This window comes from Stenotrophomonas sp. CCNWLW162, from assembly GCF_037203745.1.
Lineage (GTDB): Bacteria > Pseudomonadota > Gammaproteobacteria > Xanthomonadales > Xanthomonadaceae > Stenotrophomonas > Stenotrophomonas maltophilia_AQ.
On sequence record NZ_JBBCBL010000002.1, the window covers coordinates 35,244 to 59,487 of the forward strand.

The 24,244-nt window shown below is 65.7% G+C and carries 18 protein-coding genes and 1 riboswitch; of the genes, 9 read left to right on the forward strand and 9 right to left on the reverse strand.

The annotated features are described in order from the left end of the window. Window positions 1–26 precede the first annotated feature (26 nt). Together V9K93_RS05250 and V9K93_RS05255 are read right to left on the reverse strand one after the other, a co-directional pair. Window positions 27–527, reverse strand: a complete 501-nt coding sequence (locus tag V9K93_RS05250; protein ID WP_046983041.1) for an RNA polymerase sigma factor — start codon at window positions 525–527, stop codon at window positions 27–29. 72 nt (window positions 528–599) lie between these two features. Next, on the reverse strand, window positions 600–1,073 hold the full coding sequence (locus V9K93_RS05255; protein ID WP_337302165.1) for a hypothetical protein: 474 nt from the start codon (window positions 1,071–1,073) through the stop codon (window positions 600–602). Window positions 1,074–1,257: 184 nt separating this feature from the next. On the opposite strand from V9K93_RS05255, the gene ppa reads away from it, so the two are divergent. After that, complete coding sequence (gene ppa / locus V9K93_RS05260; protein ID WP_005410935.1) at window positions 1,258–1,794, forward strand: inorganic diphosphatase; 537 nt, start codon at window positions 1,258–1,260, stop codon at window positions 1,792–1,794. A 151-nt stretch (window positions 1,795–1,945) separates the two neighbouring features. Further along, window positions 1,946–3,067 (forward strand): HDOD domain-containing protein, encoded by a 1,122-nt coding sequence (locus V9K93_RS05265; protein WP_337302166.1) that lies wholly within the window; start codon window positions 1,946–1,948, stop codon window positions 3,065–3,067. Window positions 3,068–3,130: 63 nt separating this feature from the next. Here the strand turns inward: V9K93_RS05265 and V9K93_RS05270 are convergent, their stop codons facing one another. The 6 genes from V9K93_RS05270 to thiC all read right to left on the reverse strand — a co-directional run bounded on the left by V9K93_RS05270 (window position 3,131) and on the right by thiC (window position 12,655). Further along, window positions 3,131–3,340, reverse strand: a complete 210-nt coding sequence (locus V9K93_RS05270; RefSeq protein WP_046983044.1) for a hypothetical protein — start codon at window positions 3,338–3,340, stop codon at window positions 3,131–3,133. A gap of 170 nt (window positions 3,341–3,510) precedes the next feature. Beyond that, window positions 3,511–6,357 (reverse strand): TonB-dependent receptor plug domain-containing protein, encoded by a 2,847-nt coding sequence (locus tag V9K93_RS05275; RefSeq protein WP_046983045.1) that lies wholly within the window; start codon window positions 6,355–6,357, stop codon window positions 3,511–3,513. A gap of 49 nt (window positions 6,358–6,406) precedes the next feature. Continuing rightward, window positions 6,407–7,306, reverse strand: a complete 900-nt coding sequence (locus tag V9K93_RS05280) for a helix-turn-helix transcriptional regulator (protein WP_337302167.1) — start codon at window positions 7,304–7,306, stop codon at window positions 6,407–6,409. A gap of 115 nt (window positions 7,307–7,421) precedes the next feature. After that, window positions 7,422–9,746: a winged helix-turn-helix domain-containing protein gene (locus tag V9K93_RS05285; RefSeq protein WP_337302168.1), complete on the reverse strand. Its 2,325-nt coding sequence runs from the start codon at window positions 9,744–9,746 to the stop codon at window positions 7,422–7,424. 259 nt (window positions 9,747–10,005) lie between these two features. After that, window positions 10,006–10,677, reverse strand: a complete 672-nt coding sequence (locus V9K93_RS05290; RefSeq protein ID WP_136639586.1) for an ion channel — start codon at window positions 10,675–10,677, stop codon at window positions 10,006–10,008. Window positions 10,678–10,810: 133 nt separating this feature from the next. Next, complete coding sequence (gene thiC, locus V9K93_RS05295; protein ID WP_046983048.1) at window positions 10,811–12,655, reverse strand: phosphomethylpyrimidine synthase ThiC; 1,845 nt, start codon at window positions 12,653–12,655, stop codon at window positions 10,811–10,813. Between the two features lie 82 nt (window positions 12,656–12,737). Next, a riboswitch (TPP riboswitch) is annotated at window positions 12,738–12,839 on the reverse strand. 246 nt (window positions 12,840–13,085) lie between these two features. Here thiC and V9K93_RS05300 point away from each other — a divergent pair. Then, window positions 13,086–14,663 (forward strand): BCCT family transporter, encoded by a 1,578-nt coding sequence (locus V9K93_RS05300; RefSeq protein WP_295376869.1) that lies wholly within the window; start codon window positions 13,086–13,088, stop codon window positions 14,661–14,663. 545 nt (window positions 14,664–15,208) lie between these two features. Here V9K93_RS05300 and ggt read toward each other — a convergent pair. Next, window positions 15,209–16,927 (reverse strand): gamma-glutamyltransferase, encoded by a 1,719-nt coding sequence (gene ggt, locus V9K93_RS05305; protein WP_253078757.1) that lies wholly within the window; start codon window positions 16,925–16,927, stop codon window positions 15,209–15,211. Between the two features lie 733 nt (window positions 16,928–17,660). Here ggt and ilvC point away from each other — a divergent pair. From ilvC to V9K93_RS05335, 6 genes are all read left to right on the forward strand, one after another. Then, on the forward strand, window positions 17,661–18,635 hold the full coding sequence (gene ilvC / locus V9K93_RS05310; protein ID WP_046985437.1) for a ketol-acid reductoisomerase: 975 nt from the start codon (window positions 17,661–17,663) through the stop codon (window positions 18,633–18,635). Window positions 18,636–18,672: 37 nt separating this feature from the next. Next, complete coding sequence (gene ilvG, locus V9K93_RS05315) at window positions 18,673–20,409, forward strand: acetolactate synthase 2 catalytic subunit (protein ID WP_313251771.1); 1,737 nt, start codon at window positions 18,673–18,675, stop codon at window positions 20,407–20,409. Next, window positions 20,393–20,644 carry an ACT domain-containing protein gene (locus V9K93_RS05320; RefSeq protein WP_012512039.1) on the forward strand — a complete coding sequence of 84 codons (252 nt, stop codon included), beginning with the start codon at window positions 20,393–20,395 and terminating at the stop codon, window positions 20,642–20,644. The genes ilvG and V9K93_RS05320 overlap by 17 nt, the downstream gene beginning before the upstream one ends. A 96-nt stretch (window positions 20,645–20,740) precedes the next feature. Continuing rightward, entirely contained in the window at window positions 20,741–21,832 is a 1,092-nt protein-coding gene (locus tag V9K93_RS05325; protein ID WP_136640140.1) for a threonine dehydratase, read from the forward strand. Further along, window positions 21,829–23,415 carry a 2-isopropylmalate synthase gene (locus tag V9K93_RS05330; protein WP_337302169.1) on the forward strand — a complete coding sequence of 529 codons (1,587 nt, stop codon included), beginning with the start codon at window positions 21,829–21,831 and terminating at the stop codon, window positions 23,413–23,415. Before V9K93_RS05325 ends, V9K93_RS05330 begins: the two co-directional genes overlap by 4 nt. 10 nt (window positions 23,416–23,425) lie before the next feature. Further along, window positions 23,426–24,199: a class I SAM-dependent methyltransferase gene (locus V9K93_RS05335; RefSeq protein WP_337302170.1), complete on the forward strand. Its 774-nt coding sequence runs from the start codon at window positions 23,426–23,428 to the stop codon at window positions 24,197–24,199. The last annotated feature ends 45 nt before the right edge of the window (window positions 24,200–24,244 follow it).

A 24,244-nucleotide genomic window follows, 5' to 3' on the forward strand; every position in this document is an offset into this window, starting at 1 on the left:
CGAAGGCCTGCCCCAAGCCGGGTCGATCATCGGCCGCTGCGCGCCCAGGCCAGGCGTTGCAGCGCGGAGCGCACGTGGTTTTCGACAGTGGTCACCGACACGCCGAGGCGGCGTGCGATCTCGGCCTGGGTCAGGCCCTGCAGGCGGTTGAGGCGGAAAATGGTGCGGGTCGGCTCCGGCAGGTGGCCGGCGGCATCCAGCACCCGCTGCAGTTCGTCCTGTGCCATCGCCTGCTCTTCGGTCGAGATCACCTCGTCCGGCCCCCACAGGTAATGGTCTGCGAGCAGGCGGTTGCGGCGGGTCGATTCGCGGCCGTGGTCAGTGGCCAGGTTGGCGGCCAGCCGGTACAGATAGGCCCGTGGGTTGTCGATGGCCTGGCTGTCGTCGACCCCACGCGCCTTGAACCACACCGCCTGGATCACGTCTTCGGCGCCGTTGTCGCCCCCCAGGATGCGCTGCACCCGGCGCAGCAGTGCCGGCCGCTCGCGGATCAGCAGTTCGGTGAGGGTGGCGGCATTGGAGGACATGCGCGAGGCCGGGAGGACAGACGGAAGGCGCCGCGCATGCTACTCCGTAAATACGAATCAGTCACGTTCTCATCAGTGAATGCACTCGGTCAATCCGTCGTAGGCGCTTTGCGACGTGCCTGGCAGCGGATCGTGCAGCGGATTGCGAGCCGTCAGGGCGGCATGGAAGGCCTCCACCGCCGTGCCCGGCATGAGCGGCAGCCGGCACAGCCAGGTCGGCTGCCGGGCCACGATCGCACCGTCATTCCGCGATACAGCCAGGTCACTGGCGGCAAATGCCCAGAGGCACTCGTGCACCGTGCCACGCACCGCATCGACCGAGCAGCGCAGGCGCAGGGCACGGATGTCGCTGTACTCGCCCTCGCAGAAGGTGTCGCCACAGATGGCGTCGAAACCATGCTGCAACCGGCCTTCCAGGGCGAAGAAGCGGTCCCAGTTGGCCTCCTGGTGCGGGTAGTCGATCAGATCGACATAGGGAAACGCCTGTACCGACGGCGCCATCAGCAGCGCGCAGGTCAGGCCGATCGGCAGGGCAGACACTTTCATGCGGGAGCTCCTCGGGAAGAGGGTTCCAGCCTGCACCCGGCGTCCCGACAACCCCATCGGGCAACACCTCCCGCAAGGGTGGGCCACTGCCGCGCCGTGCTGTCGGCCCCGCCCCCTGCACAGCGCCCGGCAAAGGCATAAAATGGGGGGCTATCCGTCTATATCCCCCACCTGGAGCACGACCATGGGTCTGGAACTCGTCTCGCCCGGCAAGAACCCGCCGGAAGAAATCAACGTCATCATCGAGATCCCGAAGGACTCGGAGCCGGTGAAGTACGAAGTGGACAAGGAAACCGGCGCGATCTTCGTCGACCGTATCCTGTCGACCCCGATGCGCTACCCGTGCAACTACGGCTACGTGCCAAGCACCCTGTGCGGCGACGGCGACCCGGCCGACGTGCTGGTGGTGCTGCCGCTGCCGCTGGTACCGGGCTCGGTGGTGCGCTGCCGTCCGGTCGGCGTGCTGAAGATGAGCGATGAGGCAGGCAGCGACGAGAAGATCCTGGCCGTGCCGGTCTCGAAGATCTTCAGTGGCTACGCCCACGTGGAAGACATCGCCCAGGTGTCCAGCCACTGGCTGGAGCGCATCGGCCACTTCTTCGAGCACTACAAGGACCTGGAGAAGGGCAAGTGGGTCAAGCTGGACGGTTGGGGCGGCGCCGCTGAGGCCAAGCAGATCCTGATCGAGGCGCACCAGCGCCATCTCGACAGCAAGGCCTGAGCCTGAACCGGATCGCTCCGGCGCAGGCCGTCGGAGCGATGCGGGTCACGTTTCATGACTGCGGCACATCACACGTGCCGCCGTATTAGGTAAATTGCGTCACTTCACACGTCGTCGACATCCATCGTCGAGACAGCCAGGGGAATGTGTCGTGCGTATTCTGCTTGTTGGGGATGCAGCCAGCCTGCCGGCCGAGCTGACCGAATTCATTGCCGATCTTGGGGAAGACTGGCAGCCGCTGACCGCCACCGATGGCCAGACCGCGATGACCGCGGTGGCTACGCAGGGCGTGGATGCGGTGATTGTCTGTCCGCAGTTGCCGGACCTCAATGCAACCACGTTGCTCGGCCAGATCCGGACGCTGCGCCCGGAAACCATCCGTATCGCACTGGTGGATGCCCAGCATGGCAACCGTCCGCCGCCGGCGCGCCTGATCGGTGTCGCCCACCGCTTCCTGCCACTGCCGCTGGCGCCGGAAGTGCTGCTGGAGGCACTGACCAGCCTGGAAGAGCTGCGCGAGGTACTGGACAGCCCCCGCCTGCGCGGTGCCATCGGCCGCATCGAGAAGCTGCCGTCGCCGCCGCACCTGTACCTGAGCCTGACCCAGGCGCTGGAACACGACGACGATGCCGACAGCGCCGACGTGGCCAAGCTGGTTGCCGCCGATCCCGCGATTGCCGCCAAGGTGCTGCAGCTTTCGAACTCGGCGTTCTTCAGCCAGGGCCGCACCATTGCCGACCTGCGCACGGCGGTGACACGCCTCGGCCTGTCGACGCTGCGCGACCTGGTATTGGCCAGCGAAGTGTTCTCGGCACCGACGTTGTCCACGGCCGAACGCAACTCGCTGCAGCAACGTGCCCTGCTCGCCTCGCGGCTGGCCGCACGCCTGCTGCCCGAATCCAGTGCCGAACTGGGCGCAACCGCCGCGCTGCTGGCCGATATCGGCCTGCTGCTGCCGGGTGTACGCAACGAGCGCACCGAGCCGTCGCTGGCTGGCGATACCCGCCCAGGCCACGCCGAAGCTGGCGCCTACCTTCTTGGTCTGTGGGGACTGCCGATGCCGATCATCGAAGCGGTGGCGTTCCACCTGCAGCCACAGCGTGCCAGCACCCGCAGCTTCTGGGTAACCGGCGCGGTGCATGTGGCGCTGGCACTGGTCAATGGCGACCCGGTGGACGAGGACTACCTGCAGCGCGCGGGCGTACTCAACAAGCTGCCGCAGTGGCGCGAGCATGCCAATGCGTTGATGGGACTGATTCCAGGAGAGGCCTGAGTCTCTCCATCACACTGGCAGGACCAATAAAAGGCGCGCCTGCAAAGGCGCGCCTTTTATGCATCAACGCGCGCCGCAGGCGTCCTGCACGCAATGACGATACTGCAGATCGCACAGCACCTTCGACTTGCCTGCGGCCAGGCACTGCTGCCGGAACTCTTCGCAGTAGAGTCCACCACCGCAGACGCCACCGGTCTGGGCGAACACCGCCCCCACCAATGTTGCATAGATCAGTGCAGCAGCAGACAGTTTGTGCAACAGCGTGCTCTTCATCGCTCTCTCCATGTGCAGGCGTCCGGAAGTGGACCCCTTAACTGTGTTGATTACGACACAGCAGGATCGTGACTTCGCTCACCTTCCAACATGCTTCGGAGTTTCCCTACAAAAAAAGAGGGCGGACCTTGCGGCCCGCCCTCCTGTTACTGCGATTGCACTTCGAACTATCAGAAGCGCTGGGTGTACTTCATGTACAGGAAGCGACCGACATCGAAACCGCCGTAGTAAGCGAAGCTCGAGTTCGGTGCCGAGTACATCAGCGGGCCCTTGTGCGCGAACAGGTTGTTCGCACCGAGGGCGATGGTGGCATCCCACGGTGCCTTCCAGCTGACCTGCAGGTCGTGGAAGGTATTGGAACCGGTACGACGCACCGGAGCCTTTTCGCCGTAAGCGTAACGATCCGGATCGGTGCAGCCGATCGAGATGCACGACTCACGCAGGCCCGAGTAGTAACGCGCGGTGTAGTTCACACCGAAATCACCGTACTGCCAGTTGACGCCCAGGTTCGAACGGACACGGAACACGGTGGTGTCGCCGGACTCACCGACGCGGCCCATCATGATGTTGTCGCCGGCGCTGTTCTGGGCCTGCTCGTCGTACTTGGCGGTGTAGCTGGTCTGCCAATCGATGTTGAACTGACCGATGGCCAGTTCCGGCAGGCGGTACTTGACGCCGACGTCGTAACCTTCGGTCTTCATCTTGCCGAGGTTCGCGGTGCCGTAGGTGATGCCGCTGATGTGGCCATCGGCCGCACGGGTCACGCTGCCGCAACGGGCCGAGTTACCCAGCACGTAGCAGTCACGCAGGATGCGGTCGACGCTGTCAGCGATGATCATGTCGCTGATTTCGTACTTGTACCAATCCAGCGACAGGTCCAGGCCCTGCACCCAACGCGGGCTCCACACCACACCGAAGGTGGTGCTCTTGGAGGTTTCCGGCTTCAGGTTCGGGTTGGCACCGGAGACGAACTGGTCGCCCGACTGGCACGGCAGGGTGGCGCACGGCACGTTGCCCTGGCCCAGCTGCACGTAGTTGGCCGGAGCACCGCCGGCCAGGCAGGCCGCGTTGCCAGCAACACTACCCGGAGCACCAACGGCGCACGGATCGATGTAACGCTCGAAGCTCGAGCTCAGGCCACCGTACAGATCGTTGATGGTCGGAGCGCGGAAGCCCTGGGCGTAGGTGCCGCGGACCAGCAGTTCATCCAGCGGACGCCAGGTCAGGCCGAACTTGCTGTTGGTGGTGCCACCGAAGTTGCTGTAGTCCGAATAACGGCTGGCAACGTTCAGGGTCAGTTCCTTGGCGAACGGCTTGTCCGCAAGGATCGGCACGTTCAGTTCCAGGAAGACTTCGTTCAGGTCGTACTGACCCTTGGTCGGCTTCTGGCCCAGGCCGGTGGACATGCCCGACTGCGCGAAGGCGTCCGGCACGTAGTTGCCTTCTTCCTTGCGGTGCTCGACACCCAGAGCAAAGCCCAGGTCGCCGGCCGGCAGGGTCACGATCGAACCGGCCAGGTTGGCGTTGAAGCTGGTGGTCTTGGTCTCACCACGGGTGGTGTAGGTCGGGAACAGGAAGTCCTGCAGTTCCTGGTTGGCCAGCGAGCCCTGACCATTTGCGCCGTACGGCAGCAACGGGTTCCACGGGCGGCAATCGCCCAGGATCGGCTTGGCCGCGGTGCCGCAGCGTGCCACGCCGCCAGCATCGATGAACGAGGTGCCCATCGCCTGCCCGGCGCTGATCAGACTCATGTCACCACGGTTGCGCTTGATGGTCTCGTTGCGGTTCCACAGTGCGCCGACATCCCAGTCGAAGGTCTTGCCGCCGAGCTCGAAGAAGCCGCTGATGGTCGGAGCGAAGCGCAGGGTCTTCATCTGGCTGTCGGTGGTGCGCGGCACTTCCCACAGGCGGCGACGGACATTGACGTCCTGGCCGACCGGGTTGAAGGCGCTGTCACCGGCCAGCGGCTGGTCCCAGGCGCTGGACTGGAACGGATAGCCTGCGATCTGCTGGAACGTCTGGCGCTCGTTGTAGAGCACGTCGGTGTTCAGGCTGATCGAATCGGTGAAGTCGTAGGTACCGTTGATGTACAGCGACTTGCGCTTGACACCGGTCAGCAGGGTCATCTGCTCGTTGGAGTTGGCGTACTCCGCCGGGGTCATGACGTGGTAGTCATTCGGGTTCTTCGGATCGCCACCCGGGTTCAGGGTCTTCCACACGGCGGTCTTGGAGTCGGAGCAATCGACCTGGGTCGGATTGCACCAGCTGCCGAACTGGCTGATCGGGCTGCCATCGGCGGCGACCGAGTTCGGGCCCTTGGCGCCATCACGGCTGTACCAACGGTCCTTGGCCCACACCGGGTCCATCTTCGAGTACTCGGCCGACAGGGTCAGGCTGCCGCGCTCGCCGCGGGCGCCGAGGGTCATCGAGTACTGCTGGGTATCGCCGTCGCCGTCGCTGTACTGGCCGACGTAGACATTGGCTTCGCCACCATCGAAGTTCTTGCGGGTGATCACGTTGACCACGGCAGCGATCGCGTCCGAGCCGTAGATCGAGGAAGCGCCGTCCTTCAGGACTTCAATGCGCTCCACGGCCGACATCGGGATCTGGCTCAGATCCTGCAGGCCCGAGGTGGTCGCGCCGAGGCGCTTGCCGTTCATCAGCACCAGGGTACGCGCGGCGCCCAGGTTGCGGATGTCGACGTAGTAGCCGCCCACGTTCTCGCCGGAAGCCAGCGATTCAGAACGCGAGATGGCCGGGGAACCGGCCGAGGTCAGGTTGCCGAGCACGTCTGCGACGCTCGAGAAGCCCTGCTTTTCCAGGGATTCACGGGTCATCGTCAGGATCGGCTGCTGCGTCTCCATGTTGGCGCCACGGATACGCGAGCCGGTGACCGAAATGCGGTCCAGGTCGGTGGTGCCCTTTGCTTCCTGAGCCGAAGCAAAGGCCGGCGCCAGCGCCAGCGCGATGCCGGCCGGCAGCAAGCCGAACCGCACTGCGGGATTACGAACGTTCATCAATCTCTCCAAGGTACGTGTTAGCAGCGTGTTAAAACACCCCAGCACGTTACGATTGCGTTGCAGCGCTGTATTTGCGCGAACCAACCGGAGACTTTGCAGAATGTGGCGGGAGCAAGCCGCCGTTCTCCCTGAAGCGCGAAGCCGACTGGCCGTAGCGGGCACGGAACGCACGCGCGAAGCTGCAGCAGTTGTCGAAACCACTGGCCGCAGCGACCTCACCGACCATCATGTCGGTGTCACGCAGCAGATCGGCGGCCCGCTCCAGGCGCAGCCGCGCCGACAGCGACTGCGGGCTTTCCTCGTACAGGCTCTGGAAGGTCTTGGACAGGTACCAGCTGGAGAAATTGGTCAGCTCGGCCAGCTCGCCGATGCGCACCACCCGGTGGCTGTTGCCTTCCAGGTACAGGCGGGCACGCTGCATGCGGCCGAACACCTGGCGCTTGCGGCTGCGCGAGCGGCCCGGGCAGCGCTGCACGTTGTCGGCCAGTCCGCGCTGCAGGCCCGCCAGGTGCAGCAGCAGCGGGCGCAGCGCCTGGGCCGGCTGGCCGCTGGCCAGCGCATCGCGCCACAGCCGCAGGGCAACACGGGCGTCGCCGCGGTTCATCCGGCCACGACCGGCATACAGTCCGCAGTCGGCCATCTCGGTCAGCACGCGAAGGGCTTCGACGGTCAGGTTCAGGCCAATGCACAACCCGTTGCGACCTGCCTGCACCAGTGGACGCGATTCCTTCTCGAAGGCGATCCACTCCCCCTGGCGCAGGCGGAAACGCCCTTCCTTGGCTTCCACCCAGGAACTGCCACGTACCTGCATCCAGACAGTGAAGCTGCTGCCAGCGGTCTGCAGGCTGCCCAGCCGTGCCACACCGAGGCAGGTCGGGGCGACATCGTCGGGCGAGCGATCCAGGGAGACGGTTTGGCCGCGATCGGCCAGCGAGAGTTGACGCATGGGGGCACCACGGATTTGCCTAGTACAGGACTCCGTTTTGCCAAATCAGGCGGCACCGCGTCAGGAAAGTCCGACGAGATCGCCACGAATTCGCGGCGAGGTCCCGACGAAAAAATTACGAAGGCCCATTTCCCTTGAACAACAGCAACTTGGAGAAAGCCGGGAACAGCGCGGGCGGGCGTTCAGGCAACCGCATCACACCGATGTCGGCACCATCGCTGACCGCCATCGCCACGAACAGGTCACGTCCATCGGTACTGGCGCTGAGCCCGTTGCCGGCACTGAGCCGTTCTGCGTCCAGGCAGCGCTCCGGTTCCTCGCGACCGACCTGGATCCGCACCAGAGTCGTGCCACAGCTGGTCGATGTGCCCAGGTAACCGATGCTGCTGTTGCCGGCCACGGTCCAGGCCCGGTATCGCCAACGGCTGGGCCGGTCATCACTGATCTGCTGCACGCTGGCTGGCGACAGCGCCGCGTCCACCGACCACAGCCCGCCAGCGGCCAACCGCGTGAACAACACCCGGCCACTGTTGCGGTCGAATCGCGCCTGCGAAACACCATCGATGCTGGCCAGCAGGCGCCATGGCTGCACACTGCGATCGAACAGGCTCAGCCGGGTGCGCTGGTCGGTATCGCGCTCGACCACCAGCAGTTGTTCCGGCGTGGCTCCATACAAGGCCTGCAGGGGCTGCTCGGCCGGGACCGGCAAAGGGTGCAGGCGTTCATCACGCGGGGCGATTTCATAGACCACGGTCCGTCCATGCTGGTCGCGGCCGACCACCAGCAACTGCCGACTGTCGGCCGACCAGTCCGGCGCCTGCCGCGCTTCCGGCCGCAGCCCTTCAATGGGTCGCAGCGAATCAGGGCGCTGCATATCCGCCCACCACAGCGCGAAGCTGCCGGAGCGATCGGAGGTGAAAACCAGCTGCCGCCCATCCGGCGCGGCCATCGGCTGCCCATCGCGGCCACTGGAAGCAAACAGGCGCTCAGGCGCGCCATTGCCCTGCATCGGCACCTTGAACACGCCGAACTGAGCGCGCCGGTGAACGAAGGCCAGCATGCCACCGCGGCGCGACACTGCCGGCCACTGTGCATCATCCAGACCGGCATCACGCAGCGTATGCCGCTCGACATCCAGGTAGTAAAGCCGCGCTTCGCTGTCGACGCGGCGACCAAACACGATGGTGCGGCCATCGTCCAGCCAGGCCCAGCCACGCAGCTCGGCCGCTTCGTTGGTCAATTGTTCGGGCACACCACCACTGGCCGGCATTCGCCACAGATCACCCAACTGCGGATTGCGCACGAACACCAGCCACTGTCCGTCGGGCGAATAGCGCGGTGCGTAGTCAAAGTCATCCTGGTCGACGCTGTATTCCAGCGCGCGCCACTGGCCGCTGGCCAGATCCAGCACTCGGATGCCGCGATGTGCGTAGCGCCCGACCATACTGCCAAACACCAACCCGCGGCCATCGGGGGTCCAGTCGAAACTGAGCAGCTCGGTGCCATCGCAACGCGTGGCCTGGCGCACTGCACCGCCGGTGGCGCTGGCGACCAGCACCTGGCAGCCACCATCGGCAGAGAAACGCGCGAAGGCGATCTCGCGCCCATCCGGCGACCAGTTCGGGAAACGATCGACCGCGCCGGCCGGTGGCACCAGGAGCTGCCGTGCCGGTGCGTTGCCGGAGGTCTGCACCTTGATCGCGCCACCGCCAGTGCCATCTTCGTTGGCGCCTTCATAGGCCACCAGCGAGCCATCAGGTGAGAGCGTGGGATAGGTTTCAAAGCCGCTGGTCGCAGTGATCAGCCGATAGGGTCGTTCTGGACTGCCAATCACTCGCGTGCCGTTCTCCACGGCGGCGTCCACCGCCGAACTGCTGGCCGGTGCCCGGCGAAGCAGCAGCGCGGTCAATACCAGCAACGCAACCAGCATCACCACACCCACTAGCAGCAGCACGCGACGACGGACATGACGCCAACGGCGACGTTTCTCCTGCACATGCGCAGGCACCACGGCAATCGCCGCAGTGGCTGCCTGCACTTCCACGGGCTCGTCATCGGGCATCAGCGATGAGACCGGCTCGACATCGTCCAGCACCTGCACGGGCACCAGCAGGCGATAGCCGGTCTTGGCGATGGTCTCGATATAGGCCTGACCATTGTCGTCGTCGTTGCTGAAGGCCTTGCGCAGCTGCGTGACGGCCTGGGTCAGCACATCGTTGGTCGGCAGCGTGTCCGGCCACACTTCGGCAAACAGTTCATCGCGGGTGACGACACGACCCGGCTGCCGCAGCAACGCGCGCAGCACGCCCAACGCCTTCGGCGTCAGCCGGCGCGGGCGACGCGCACCGACGACCTCGACTTCGCGCGAGGACAGAGTGACGGTGCACTCTCCTATCCGGATCCGATCGAATCCGGGGGGCTGGAATTCGCTGCTGTTCATTTTCCGCTACACAGTGGAGACAGGTCCCGGGCAGTGTTCGCCTTCGATACCGTCCCGTCCTGGGAACAGCGAAAAGCCAGACTCCGCACAAAGCATCGGCGCATACCGCAAAAACAATGAAGCGCGCGAATACTAGCCTATGCCGGTTACCTCGCCTATCGCGTGGTCGACATCAGGCTCTCTCTCGCCGACGCATTCACATAATTCGCAACACCATTCGCGCCCTTTTGGGCGCGAAATTTTTATCTGGCGTTCATTTTCAAACGCGCCTCAGCATGGTCAATCCGACCAGTCGCGAAACCACCAAAGCCACGTACATCACGCCGGAAAACTGCTCCAGCATGACCAATGCGCGTGCCTGTGGATGCAGCGGCACGACGTCGCTCAAGCCCACCCCTGACAGCAAGCTGAAGCTCAGATAAAGCAACTCCATCCAGGTGCGCTGCGCCCCCCCGCCCGTGCCCTGGAAACTGCCCGGATACCACTGCTGGCACACAGAGAAAGCAAAGGCGAATGCCCAGGCCAGCAACGTGAACGTTGCGCCGGCTGCGAACAGTTCATCGCGCGTGACCTTATGGTCCTGGAGCATGTAGGCGATCAACGCCCCGGCCGTGTAGAAGTACAGCAGGCTCTCCAGCAACTGTGCGGTGGTCAGCAAGGCGCTACGGTCCAGCAGCGCCCCAGCCAGCGAGAACACCACTGCAGGGATCGCCAACAGCAGCGCCAACCAGGTGCCCAGCGGACTGCGCTGCACCACCCACAACGCCAGGCCGAGCACCGCCATGCCGAACATGCCCAGTGCCGCACGGCCACTGGCGGTGTCATCCAGCGCCGGATACAACAGCACCGCCAGCAGTTGTGCGCCCAGCAGCCAGGCGGACGGAATGCGGCGGGCGATGGCCAGCCAGCGGGTAGTCAAGGCAACAGGCATGGCGTCCCTTCCCCGGGGTGATGGGCGGAGGATAACCGGGACGGATGTGAGGCTCCGGTAGCGCCGGACCATGCCCGGCGGCTTTCCTGGACCACCGCGTCGCCTGGCATGGCCGGGCGCTACCCGCTCGGGATCAGCTCTGGTGGTAGACCTCGGCACCCGCGGCGCGGAACGCCTCCGACTTTTCCTTCATGCCCGACTCTGCGTACTCGCGCACGTCCTGGGTGATCTTCATCGAGCAGAAGTGCGGACCGCACATCGAGCAGAAGTGGGCCAGCTTGTGCGCGTCCTTGGGCAGCGTCTCGTCGTGGAATTCCTTGGCCTTCTCAGGATCCAGGCCAAGGTGGAACTGGTCTTCCCAGCGGAATTCGAAACGCGCCTTGCTCAACGCGTTGTCGCGCACCTGCGCGCCCGGATGGCCCTTGGCCAGATCGGCCGCATGCGCGGCGATGCGATAGGCCATGATGCCGTCGCGCACATCCTGGCGGTTGGGCAGGCCCAGATGCTCCTTCGGCGTCACGTAGCAGAGCATGGCGGTACCGAACCAGCCGATCATCGCCGCGCCGATCGCGCTGGTGATGTGGTCGTAGCCGGGTGCGATATCGGTGGTCAGCGGGCCCAGCGTATAGAACGGCGCTTCACCACACTCGCGCAGCTGCTTGTCCATGTTCTCCTTGATCAGCTGCATCGGCACATGGCCTGGGCCTTCGATCATGGTCTGCACGTCGTGCTTCCAGGCGATCTTCGTCAGTTCGCCCAGTGTCTCCAGCTCACCGAACTGCGCGGCGTCGTTGGCATCGGCGATGCAGCCCGGGCGCAGCCCATCACCCAGCGAGAAGGTCACATCGTAGGCCTTCATGATTTCGCAGATGTCTTCGAAGTGCGTGTAGAGGAAGTTCTCCTTGTGATGTGCCAGGCACCACTTGGCCATGATCGAACCGCCGCGGCTGACGATGCCGGTGACCCGCTTGGCAGTAAGCGGCACGTAGCGCAGCAGCACCCCGGCGTGGATGGTGAAGTAGTCCACGCCCTGCTCGGCCTGCTCGATCAGCGTGTCACGGAAGATCTCCCAGGTGAGTGCTTCGGCTCGGCCGTCGACCTTTTCCAGCGCCTGGTAGATCGGCACCGTGCCGATCGCCACCGGCGAATTGCGGATGATCCACTCGCGGGTTTCGTGGATGTGCTTGCCGGTGGACAGGTCCATCACTGTGTCACCACCCCAGCGGATCGCCCACACCAGCTTCTCCACTTCCTCGGCGATGCCCGAGGACACCGCGCTGTTGCCGATGTTGGCGTTGATCTTGGTCAGGAAGTTGCGGCCGATGATCATCGGCTCGCTTTCCGGGTGGTTTATGTTGTTGGGCAGCACAGCGCGGCCGCGTGCGATCTCATCGCGCACGAACTCCGGGGTGATGATCTTCTGGATCGAGGCACCAAACGCTTCGCCCGGGTGCTGCTGCAGCAGGCCGGCATCGCGGATCGCGTCCAGCCGCTGGTTTTCGCGGATGGCGACGAACTCCATCTCCGGCGTGATGATGCCGCGGCGCGCGTAGTGCATCTGGGTGACGTTGGCACCTGCGCGCGCACGGCGTGGCAGGCTGCGCGCGGGGAAGCGCACCGCATCAAGCTTCGGGTCATGCTCGCGGTCGCGGCCGAACGACGAGCTCAGGCCGTCGAGCTGCTCGGTATCACCACGTTCCTCCACCCAACCGCGCCGCAGCGCCGGCAGACCGGCCGACAGATCGATGCGCACCTCCGGATCGGTGTACGGGCCCGACGTGTCATAGACGGTGACCGGTGCATTTTCTTCGCCACCGAACAGCGTCGGCGTGCGGGTCAGCGCGATCTCGCGCATCGGCACCAGCAGGTCCGGGCGCGAGCCGGGCACGTGAATCTTGCGCGAACCGGGAATCGGCCGGGTCACGGATTCGGAGAGTTGCTGGGCCTGTTGCTGCAGGGCGGAGAGCTGTGCGTTCATCGGGCATCGTCCAGAAAGGTCAGGGACGAAGCGGCGGCGCACTGCTGCCGCGCGCGGACGGTCCTTGGGCGGAGTCCGGGCACGGCTGCACTGCAAAGCTTCCCTACGCCGGTATGAGCCGGATCAGGTTCCAAGGGACTGTCTCAACCGTGGCCACCAGGCCGCGGTACCCCCGCTTCTTGGCATGCATTAGAGCATAGAAACCACTGCATCTCCTGGCGATTCATCCACGCATGGCGTGGCGCTGCTCCATCGGCATTAACAGAACCGTGACATCGCATTCAGTAACGTGCACGCGCATCGTGCCGCTGCAGCCGGTGTTTCCGTTGCCGTCTTCGCGGCCCCTGCCCGGCTCGTGCTGCATGCCGCCGGCCCCCTCGCAGCAAGCTCTGCTCGCTCCCCTCAATCCCTTGATCGGAGAAGCTCCTTCATGGTGTTTCGCGTTTCCATCGCGCTGGTTCTACTGCTGGTGCTGCTTGCCGGTGTTGCACCGGGGCCCTTCAATACCGTGGTGCAATCGGCGCTGGCCGATGTCATCCGCAGCGTCGGCTGGCTGTACCTGCTGGTCGTATTCCTTGCGCTGACGTTCCTCATGTACCTGGCCTTCGGTCGCTTCGGCAACCTGCGAATCGGTGGCGAGGACGCCGAGCCCGAATTCTCCCGCGCCAGCTGGATGTCGATGCTGTTTGCTGCCGGCATGGGCATCGGCCTGGTGTTCTGGGGTGCGGCCGAACCCATCTCGCATTTCAGCAAGCCCCCTGAAGGCCTCGCTCCCGAGAGCATGGACGCGGCGCGTGCGTCGATGCGCTACGTGTTCTTCCATTGGGGGCTGCACCCGTGGGCGATCTACGCCCTTATCGGCCTGGCGATGGCCTGGTTCCAGTTCAACCGCAACGGTCGCGGCCAGGTCAGCGACATGCTGCAGCCGATCATCGGTCGCCACCACCGCGGCTGGATCGGCAGCGTGGTCAACATCTCTGCGGTCGTGGCCACCGCGGTCGGCGTGGCCACCGCGCTGGGCTTCGGCACTGTGCAGATCGCCGCGGGCGTGCAGCGCGTGTTCGGCCTGCATGCGGGCATTCCTCTGCAGCTGAGCATCATCGCAGTCGCATTCGTGCTGTACATGGCGTCCACCCTCAGCGGCGTCGGCCGTGGCATGAAGTGGCTGTCCAACTTCAACCTGGCGCTGGCAGTGGTCCTGCTGACACTGGTGCTGGTGTTGGGCCCGACCGGTGCGATCTTCAACACCTTCACCACCACACTGGGCTCCTACCTGAACCAGCTGGTGACGATGAGCCTGCGCATGTCGCCGTTCTCGTCCAGCACCTGGGTCGCGGACTGGACGATCTTCTACTGGGCGTGGTGGATTTCCTGGGCACCGTTCGTCGGTTCGTTCATTGCGCGCATCTCGCGCGGGCGCAGCGTTCGCGAGTTCGTCATCGGCGTGGTATTGGCGCCGACACTGCTGGGCTTTTTCTGGTTCTCGGTATTCGGCGGCACCGCGATCTGGATGCAGATCTTCGGCCAGGCCGACCTGGTGCAGGCGCTGGGCAGCGGATACGAAACGGTGTTGTTCACCATGTTCGACAGCATGTCGCTGCCGCTGCTGCTGTCGTGCATTGCGCTGGTGCTGCTGATGATCTTCTTCGTGACCTCGGCCGATTCGGCGGTACTGGTGCTGGCCAGCATGTCCACCGACGATGCCGGCGAGCCACTGCGGAAGCACAAGGTAGCGTGGGGCGTGGGCATTGCATTGATCGCCGGTGCGTTGCTGCTGGCGGGCGGGCTGGAGGCACTGCAGGGCATGATCACGATTGCGGCGTTGCCATTCGCGCTGCTGATGGTGCTGGTGATGGTGTCGCTGTACCGGGTACTGGACCAGGAGTACACGCGCGAGCGGCGGCAGGCGCAGCGCCAGCGGCACATGATCGATGCGTGGATCGCACGCGAGATGGCGGCGCAGGAGGAAACCCAGGCGGAGGCCGCGCGCGCGCACGATCAGGATTGAGGGGGTTTCGCAGCCTGCGGCTGCACCGCTTTTTTCAAGCACGGCAACGGCAAAAGCGGCTCTGGGATGCTAAGGGTTTGGCGGGGAGGGGGCCGATGGCGGGACACGCCGCAAGTACGTCCCTGTAGGCTCGGCCACGGCATCCATGCCGTGGACGGTCCCGCCATCGGCCCCCTCCCCGCCTCCGACAATTTCCCGGTGACGGCAGTAGATCCACGCCATGCGTGGATGAAGGTGTATCGGAAAACAAGAAGGGGTCGGATCCGTTTTCCTACGGAAAACGGATCCGACCCCAACCGTCAGCACGTGGCTGTTGCCGCCTTTGCTTTTGATCTTCTTCTTTCTCTTCCTGCGGTGGCGGCCGCAGGAAACTGTCAGAGGTCGGGTGGGTGGGCTGGGCGGGGGTGTCAGCCGCATGGATGCGGCTGCCAAGCCTACAAGGACGTACTTGCGGCGTCCCCCGACCAGCCCACCCGCCCGACCCAACAAGCGATCCCGCTTCTGAACCCTCCGCAGAGGGGGCTCAGCCCGGTGGCCGGGAAACCTCAATACCCCGCCGCCTGCCCATCCTTTCGACTCTCCGACGCACCGTAATACACCCCGGTCTCGGGATCGCGCATGATCGCCTGGTACCCGCCATACGGACCATCGGCGAACACGATGCGATGCCCCTTGCGCATCAACGCACGCACCGTCTCGTACGGGAAGCCGGTTTCAAGATTCACTTCGCCACCATCGCTCATTGCCGTGGCCTGTCCGGTCGGTTCGGTCGAGCCTTCATGCTGGATGCGCGGCGCATCGCCGGCTTCCTGCAGGTTCATCCCGAAGTCCACCAGGTTCATCACGATCTGTGCGTGGCCTTGCGGCTGCATCGCGCCCCCCATCACGCCGAAGCTCGCGTACGGCTTGCCGCCCTTGGTGATGAAGGCCGGAATGATGGTCTGGAACGGGCGCTTGCCCGGCGCGTAGCCGTTGGGATGATTTTTCTGCAGCACGAACATCTCGCCACGGTCCTGCAGGATGAAGCCCAGCCCCGGCGGCGCCATGCCGCTGCCCATGCCGCGATAATTGGACTGGATCAACGACACCATCATGCCGTCGGCATCGGCCACGGTCATGTAGATGGTGTCGCCCTGCTCCAACTGCTTCGGCGTGCCCGGCTGCACTTCCTTCAACGCCTTGTCCATCGAGATCAGCGCGCGGCGCTGCGCGGCGTACTCCTTGGAAATCAGCTTCTGCACCGGTGCCGGCTGGAACGCCATGTCGGCGTAGAAACGCGCGCGGTCGGCGAAGGCCAGCTTCTTCGCTTCAACGAACAGGTGCACATGCTCCGGTGAACCAAACGGAATCTTCGAGAAGTCGTAGCCTTCCAGCACATTGAGGATCTGCAACGCGGCGATGCCCTGGCTGTTCGGCGGCAGTTCCCACACGTCGTAGCCACGGTAGTTGCTGCTGACCGGCTCGACCCACTCGCCATGATGGTCGGCCATGTCCTGGTAGCTCAGGTAGCCGCCGTTCTTCTTGAAGTAGTCACCGATGGTGTGGGCGATGTCGCCCTTGTAGAAGGCATCACGGCCGCCGTCGGCGATCTTCTGCAGGGTGTCGGCAAGGTTCGGGTTCTTCCACATCTCGCCCTTGCGCGGGGCGTGGCCGTTGATCGTGAACTGTTCCTTGAAGCCCGGGTACTGCGACAGCTTGGGCACCGAGCGGTCCCAGTAGTAGGCGATCACTTCAGCCACCGGGTGACCGTCGCGGGCGTAGCGGATGGCCGGTGCCAGGTTGTCGGCCATCGGCTTGCGGCCGAAGCGGTCGTGCAGTGCGAACCAGCCGTCGACAGCGCCCGGTACCGACACCGGCAGTGGACCGGTGGCCGGGATGTCCTTCAGGCCACGGCGCTGGAACTCGGCCAGGGTGAGCGACTTCGGCGAGCGGCCCGAGCCGTTGTAGCCGTACAGCTTCTGCGTCTTCGGGTCCCAGACGATGGCGAACAGGTCGCCGCCGATGCCGTTGCCGGTCGGCTCCATCAGGCCAAGGGCGGCGTTGGCGGCGATCGCGGCATCCACCGCCGAGCCGCCCCCTTTCATCACGTCCAGCGCGATCTGGGTGGCCAGCGGCTGCGAAGTGGCCGCCATCGCGTGCGGGGCGATCACCTCCGATCGGGTGGCGAAGGTATGACCGGTAATGCGGTCAGCGGCAAAGGACAGCGCGGGTACGGCAGCCAGCACGGCGGCGGCGAGCAGGGAACGGGCAAGGCGTCGGGACACGGTCGGGTTCCGATGGAAGGGTGGTTCCCCGATCTTCGCCGCTGCGGCCTTCACGTGGTATCGGGCAGAGGTCATGGACGTTGATTCTGGGGTGGGTGCTGGCCTGGGTCCGCACTGTTCCCGACTTCTGTGAATCCGGTGCGGACCAAGGTCCGCACCCACCAAGGTGAAAATCCGCCGGAATCCGCGCAAAAAACCCGCTGAAAGGAGTGAATTTGGGTTCACCGAAACACTTTCATCGGCAACCATCCTTGTGCTGCAAGCGATTGAACTGGATGCAGCGGCAACCGATGGAAATTCCATCGCAAGGGTTGACATCGCCGAAACGGCTGTGTTTCTCTCGATCACATGTTGCATCACAACACGCCACCGCGAACCCACATCGAAGCCGCCGACACCGGCGCCGCCTCGCTGCGTTCGATTCTTGTGCTCGTACTTATTACCCAACCAACAGGTGCGGGACGAGCCAGCGTGTAAGCAACAAACACACCGGAACTCTTCAAAAACCCGCACCCGTCCAGGTGCGGGTTTTTTCATTTCAGGACCTGGTTTCAGACGCAACCACCATGAACAACGCCACCTTCAAAACCAGGACCAGCACCACCGCGACACCTCGTGGTGGCTGTGCCTGTGCGATGCATGGTGCCTCCCCCACCGCTTTCCCCTGACCGGCCGGTACGTCACTACGACGACCGGCCGTTCTTTTTTCTTCCCACCGCAAGGAACCTCCCCCATGAGCACCAACGACCTGCCCCAGACCAAGATCGCTGTCATCGGCTACGGCAGCCAGGGCCGCGCGCACGCGCTGAACCTGCGTGAATCCGGCTTCGATGTGGTGGTAGGCCTGCGTCCGGGCGGCCCCACCGAGGTCAAGGCACAGGCCGACGGCTTCACCGTGAAAGCACCGGCCGATGCGGTGAAGGATGCCGACCTGGTCGCCGTGCTGACCCCGGACATGGTGCAGAAGAAACTGTACGACGACGTGCTGGCGCCGAACATGAAACAGGGGGCCGTGCTGCTGTTCGCGCATGGCCTGAACGTGCACTTCGACATGATCAAGCCGCGCGAGGATCTGGACGTGGTGCTGGTCGCACCCAAGGGCCCCGGCGCGCTGGTGCGCCGCGAGTACGAAATCGGTCGCGGTGTGCCATGCATCTGGGCGGTTTACCAGGACAAGAGCGGCAAGGCCGCCGAGTACGCCCTGGCCTATGCCGCCGGCCTGGGCGGCGCCCGCGCCAACCTGATCCAGACCACCTTCAAGGAAGAAACCGAAACCGATCTGTTCGGCGAGCAGGCGGTGCTGTGCGGCGGCGCTTCGGCACTGGTGCAGGCTGGCTTCGAGACGCTGGTGGAAGCCGGTTACCAGCCCGAAATCGCCTACTACGAAGTGCTGCACGAACTGAAGCTGATCGTCGACCTGTTCTACGAAGGCGGCATCTCGCGGATGCTGGAGTTCATCTCCGAGACCGCGCAGTACGGCGACTACGTCAGCGGCCCGCGGGTGATCGACGCCGGAACCAAGGCGCGCATGAAAGAAGTGCTGAAGGACATCCAGGACGGCACCTTCACCAAGAACTGGGTGGCCGAGTACGAAGCGGGCCTGCCGAACTACAACAAGTTCAAGCAGGCCGACCTGGAGCACCCGATCGAGAAGGTAGGCAAGGAACTGCGCGCCAAGATGGTCTGGTTGCAAGGACAGGCCGCGTAACAACGCGGCACCCCCACCCGCTCTGCAAGGTTCCCCCATGAACTCTCCCACACACCGCAGCGCGCCGCCCAACGGCGCGCGCTGGCTGACCCAGGCGCTGGAGGCCGAGGGTGTCCGTACGCTGTTCGGCTATCCGGGCGGCACCATCATGCCGTTCTACGACGCGCTGGTGGATTCGTCGCTGAAGCACATCCTGGTGCGCCATGAGCAGGGCGCGGCACTGGCCGCCAACGGCTTTGCGCGCGCCAGCGGCCAGGTCGGCGTCTGCGTGGCGACCTCCGGGCCGGGCGCGTCGAACCTGGTCACCGGCATCGCCGATGCGATGCTCGATTCGGTGCCGATGGTCTGCATCACCGGCCAGGTCGCCACGCCGCTGCTGGGCACCGATGCGTTCCAGGAACTGGACGTGTTCGGCCTGACGATGCCGATCGTCAAGCACAGCTGGCTGGTGCGCAGCGTCGATGACCTGCCGCGCGTGGTGGCCGATGCTTTCCGCATCGCCCGCGAAGGCCGTCCCGGCCCGGTGCTGATCGATCTGCCCAAGGACGTGCAGCTGGCCGATGCCAGCCACCTGCCGGCGCATGTGCCGGCCCATGTGGAACCGCCGCCGGCCCCCGCCGACGCGGCCATCGCCGAGGCCATCGCGGCTCTGGCGGCGGCCGAGAAGCCGGTGGTTTACGCCGGTGGTGGCATCGCCCTGGGCGATGCCGTGCAGGACCTGCGCGAATTCGTCGAAGCCAGCGCCATCCCCACCGTGATGACCCTGCGTGGCCTGGGTGCGCTGCCTCCCCAGCACCCGCAGTCGCTGGGCATGCTGGGCATGCACGGCACCCGCGCGGCGAACATGGCCGTGCAGGAAAGCGATCTGCTGCTGGTGCTGGGTGCGCGCTTCGATGATCGGGCGACCGGCAAGCTGGCCGAGTTCGCACCGTTTGCCCGCGTGGTGCACATCGATGCCGATGCGTACGAGATCTCCAAGCTGCGCAGCGCCGATGTCGCCGTGCCCGGCAACGTCGGCCACGCCATCCGCGCCCTGCGTGCGGCCTTCCCCTCCCCCAAGGCCCACCAGGACGCATGGCGCAAGCGCTGTGCACAGCATCGCGATCGCTTCGCCGCACGCTACGACGCACCCGGCCAGCACATCTATGCGCCGGCGCTGCTGAAGCGCCTGAGCGAACTGGCGCCGGCCGATACGGTGGTGGCCTGCGACGTCGGCCAGCACCAGATGTGGGTTGCGCAGCACTGCCGCTTCACTCATCCGCGCAACCACCTGACCAGCGGTGCACTTGGCACGATGGGCTTCGGCCTGCCGGCGGCGATGGGCGCGCAGTTCGCCTGCCCCGAGCGCACGGTGGTGCTGGTGTCCGGCGATGGCAGCTTCATGATGAACGTGCAGGAGCTGGCGACCATCGCCCGCTGCCGCCTGCCGGTGAAGATCATCCTGCTGGACAACAGTTCGCTGGGCATGGTGCGGCAGTGGCAGGAACTGTTCTTTGCCGAGCGTTACAGCGAGATCGACCTGTCCGACAACCCGGACTTCGTCGCCCTGGCCAAGGTGTTCGGCATCGCCGCCACCCGCATCGATGCACGCGATGACGTCGAAGGTGGGCTGGCCGCGCTGCTGGCCGAACCGGGCCCGGCGCTGCTGCACGTGGCCATCGATGCACGCGCCAACGTGTGGCCGCTGGTGCCGCCGAACACCGCCAACAGCACGATGCTGGAAAGCAACCCCGCCCATGCCCGCCAGGAGATCCCCAATGCAATACCGGCTTGACCTGGTGCTGCACCCGGCCGAAGGAGCGCTGCTGCGCGTGATCGGCATGGCCGAGCGTCGCGGCTTCGCACCGTGCGCGATCAGCGGTGCGCCGGTGGCCGCCGATGATGGTCGCTGGCACCTGCAGCTGGTGGTGGATGGCCAGCGCCCGGCGGAAACGCTGTGCCGGCAGATGGAAAAGATCTACGACTGCGTGTCGGTGCAGATGACCGCACTGGAAGGAGTATCCGCATGAACACCCGTACCGTTTCCAACACGGTGCCGGTACGGAGGCGTCTTCTTCGCCGCCCGTCCCCGCACGCGGTGGTCGCCTGCCCCTCGCTGGTGGTCCATGCCGGGCGCTGACACCAGCAAGGAAAGCGATGTCGGCGACGTAAGCGTCGCCGACGTACTGGCAGCGCAGGCACGCCTGCGCCGCTTCCTGCCGCCCACGCCGCTGCACCATGCCGAGCGCTTCGGCACCTGGCTGAAGCTGGAAAACCTGCAGCGCACCGGCTCCTACAAGGTGCGCGGTGCGCTCAACGCGCTGCTGGCCGGGCGCGAGCGCGGCGACACCCGTCCGGTGATCTGCGCCTCGGCCGGCAACCATGCCCAGGGCGTGGCCTGGGCCGCCTACCGCCTGGACGTACCGGCCATCACCGTGATGCCGCACGGCGCGCCGGCCACCAAGATCGCCGGCGTCGCCCACTGGGGCGCGACCGTGCGCCAGCATGGCAACAGCTATGACGAGGCCTACGCGTTCGCGGTTGAACTGGCGCAGCGCCACGGCTACCGCTTCCTGTCCGCCTTCGACGATGCCGACGTGATCGCCGGCCAGGGCACGGTCGGCATCGAGCTGGCCGCGCACGCGCCGGACGTGGTGATCGTGCCGATCGGCGGCGGCGGGCTGGCCTCCGGCGTAGCGTTGGCGCTGAAGTCGCAGGGCGTACGCGTCGTCGGTGCGCAGGTGGAAGGTGTCGATTCGATGGCACGCGCGATCCGCGGTGACGTGCGCGAGATCGCCCCCGTTGCCTCGCTGGCCGATGGCGTGCGGGTGAAGATCCCCGGCTTCCTGACCCGCCGCCTGTGCACCTCGCTGCTGGACGACGTAGTGATCGTGCGCGAGGCTGAGCTGCGCGAAACCCTGGTCCGCCTGGCGCTGGAAGAACACATCATCGCCGAGGGCGCCGGTGCGCTGGCATTGGCCGCCGGCCGCCGCGTCGCCGGCCGCCGCAAATGCGCGGTGGTCTCCGGCGGCAACATCGATGCCGGCGTACTGGCCGGCCTGCTCACCGACATCCGCCCACGCCCACCGCGCAAACCGCGGCGACGGCGCAGTGAATCCCCGCGCTCGCCCAGCAAGGCCAGCGCCATCGTTCCCCCCACCTCTTCCCCTTCCCCCCTGCAAGCCGTCACGCCCGCTGTCGAGGAGATTTCCCTGTGACCACCATCGAACGAATTACCACCCCGCGCATCCGCATCTTCGACACCACCCTGCGTGACGGCGAGCAGTCCCCCGGCTGCAGCATGAGCCCGCCGCAGAAGCTGGTGATGGCGCGTGCGCTGGATGAACTGGGCGTGGACATCATCGAGACCGGCTTCCCGGCAAGCTCGCAGTCCGACCGCGAAGCAATGGCGCTGATCGGCCGCGAACTGCGCCGCCCGAGCCTGAGCCTGGCGGTGCTGTCGCGCTGCCTGCAGGCCGACATCGAAACCTCGGCGCGTGCGCTGGAAGCCGCTGCCAACCCGCGCCTGCATGTGTTCCTGTCGACCAGCCCGCTGCACCGTGAGCACAAGCTGCGGATGACCCGCGAGCAGGTACTGGAATCGGTACGCAGGCACGTAGCGCTGGCCCGCTCCTACATCGATGACGTGGAGTTCTCCGCCGAGGACGCCACCCGCACCGAACTGGACTACCTGATCGAGGTCTCGCGCGTGGCGATCGCTGCCGGCGCCACCACCATCAACCTGCCCGACACCGTCGGCTTCACCACGCCGGAAGAAATCCGCACGATGTTCCAGCAGGTCATCGCTGGCGTGGCCGATGTGCCAAACGCGGCCAACGTGATCTTCAGCGCGCACTGCCACAACGACCTGGGCCTGGCCGTGGCCAACTCGCTGGCCGCCATCGAAGGCGGCGCACGCCAGGTCGAGTGCACCGTCAACGGCATCGGCGAACGTGCTGGCAACTGTTCGCTGGAAGAGATCGCGATGGTGCTGAAGGTGCGCCAGGCCTTCTACGAGCAGGACAGTTCGATCAACACCCCGCGCATCGTCGGCACCTCGCAGCTGCTGCAGCGCCTGGTCGGCATGCCGGTACAGCGCAACAAGGCCATCGTCGGCGCCAACGCGTTCGCCCACGAATCGGGCATCCACCAGCACGGCATGCTGCGCCACCGCGGCACCTACGAAATCATGCGTCCGGAAGACGTGGGCTGGGAGGATTCGCAGATGGTGCTGGGCCGCCACAGTGGCCGCGCCGCCGTCGAAGCGCGCCTGCGTGCGCTGGGCTTCTGGCTGGACGAAGACGAACTGAAGCTGGTGTTCGAGCAGTTCAAGGGCCTGTGCGAGCAACAGCGCGTGGTCACCGATGCCGACCTGCAGACGCTGATGCAGGGCGGTTCCACCACGCAGGGCTATCGCCTGGCGTCGATGACCATCAGCGACGTCGGCAGCCGCGCCAATGCACTGGTCGAGCTGTCCGACCCGGACGGCAACCGCGTGGCCGAGACCGCGCAGGGCGACGGCCCGGTCGATGCGCTGTTCGGCGCCTTGTCTGCCTCCACCGGCGTACAGCTGATGCTGGACAGCTACCACGTGCACAGCGTCGGCATCGGCGCCGATGCGCGCGGCGAAGCCAACCTGAGCGTGCGCCACGAGGGCGTGGAGTACGACGGCACCGGCACCAGCAAGGACATCATCGAAGCCTCCGCGCTGGCCTGGCTGGACGTGGCCAACCGCCTGCTGCGCCAGCGCCAGGCCAGCGCCCCCAGCAGCACCGACGTTGCCACCCCCGCCACCGCCTGAGGAACCCGACATGAGCGCCTTCGACACCACGGCACTGCCCGCAGGGCAGCACTGGAATGCCCAGGACTATGCAATCGACGCCGGCTTCGTGCCGCTGCTCGGCGGCGCGGTATCGCGCCTGCTCGACCCGCGCGCCGGTGAACGCATCCTCGACCTGGGCTGTGGCGACGGCGTGCTCAGCACTGAGTTGGCGCTCAGCGGTGCGCGCATCCACGGTGTGGATGCTTCGCCGGAGCTGGTGATCGCCGCACGTGCACGCGGCGTCGATGCGCAGGTGATGGACGGCCACGCGCTGTCGTTCGACAGTGAGTTCGATGCGGTGTTCAGCAACGCGGCACTGCATTGGATGAGCAACCCCGACCGGGTGATGGAAGGTGTGCGCCGCGCACTGCGCCCGGGCGGCCGCTTCGTTGCCGAGTTCGGCGGCCATGGCAACGTGGCCACGATCATTGCCGCGGTGCAGGCCGCACGCGTGGCCCATGGCCACGGCGCCAGCGCATTCCAGTGGTACTTCCCTACTGCCGACGCCTATGCCGACCGCCTGCGCCAGCATGGCTTCCAGGTGCAGCTGATCGAATCCGTGCCGCGCCCGACCGCACTGCCGACCGGCGTGGCCGGCTGGCTGCGGGTGTTCGCTGCGCCACTGCTGGACGATCTGCCGGCGGAGGCACGCGCCACCGTGCGCGAGGCCGCTGCCGCCCTGCTGGCCGAGCTGCCGCGCGATGCCGCCGGCCAGCCGCTGGCCGACTATGTGCGGTTGCGGGTACTTGCCCGTCGCCGCTGACGTGATCCATTCGTTATCTTTTCCGATGTTCGCAACTTCGTACTT

Coding starts and splice junctions, on each gene's coding strand:
- ilvC (WP_046985437.1), top strand. CDS start 17,661: ATGAGCACCAACGACCTGCCCCAGACCAAGATCGCTGTCATCGGCTAC.
- V9K93_RS05335 (WP_337302170.1), top strand. CDS start 23,426: ATGAGCGCCTTCGACACCACGGCACTGCCCGCAGGGCAGCACTGGAAT.
- V9K93_RS05325 (WP_136640140.1), top strand. CDS start 20,741: ATGCCGGGCGCTGACACCAGCAAGGAAAGCGATGTCGGCGACGTAAGC.
- V9K93_RS05270 (WP_046983044.1), bottom strand. CDS start 3,340: ATGAAGAGCACGCTGTTGCACAAACTGTCTGCTGCTGCACTGATCTAT.
- V9K93_RS05320 (WP_012512039.1), top strand. CDS start 20,393: ATGCAATACCGGCTTGACCTGGTGCTGCACCCGGCCGAAGGAGCGCTG.
- V9K93_RS05285 (WP_337302168.1), bottom strand. CDS start 9,746: ATGAACAGCAGCGAATTCCAGCCCCCCGGATTCGATCGGATCCGGATA.
- V9K93_RS05275 (WP_046983045.1), bottom strand. CDS start 6,357: ATGAACGTTCGTAATCCCGCAGTGCGGTTCGGCTTGCTGCCGGCCGGC.
- V9K93_RS05280 (WP_337302167.1), bottom strand. CDS start 7,306: ATGCGTCAACTCTCGCTGGCCGATCGCGGCCAAACCGTCTCCCTGGAT.
- V9K93_RS05255 (WP_337302165.1), bottom strand. CDS start 1,073: ATGAAAGTGTCTGCCCTGCCGATCGGCCTGACCTGCGCGCTGCTGATG.
- V9K93_RS05290 (WP_136639586.1), bottom strand. CDS start 10,677: ATGCCTGTTGCCTTGACTACCCGCTGGCTGGCCATCGCCCGCCGCATT.
- V9K93_RS05250 (WP_046983041.1), bottom strand. CDS start 527: ATGTCCTCCAATGCCGCCACCCTCACCGAACTGCTGATCCGCGAGCGG.
- thiC (WP_046983048.1), bottom strand. CDS start 12,655: ATGAACGCACAGCTCTCCGCCCTGCAGCAACAGGCCCAGCAACTCTCC.
- ilvG (WP_313251771.1), top strand. CDS start 18,673: ATGAACTCTCCCACACACCGCAGCGCGCCGCCCAACGGCGCGCGCTGG.
- ppa (WP_005410935.1), top strand. CDS start 1,258: ATGGGTCTGGAACTCGTCTCGCCCGGCAAGAACCCGCCGGAAGAAATC.
- V9K93_RS05300 (WP_295376869.1), top strand. CDS start 13,086: ATGGTGTTTCGCGTTTCCATCGCGCTGGTTCTACTGCTGGTGCTGCTT.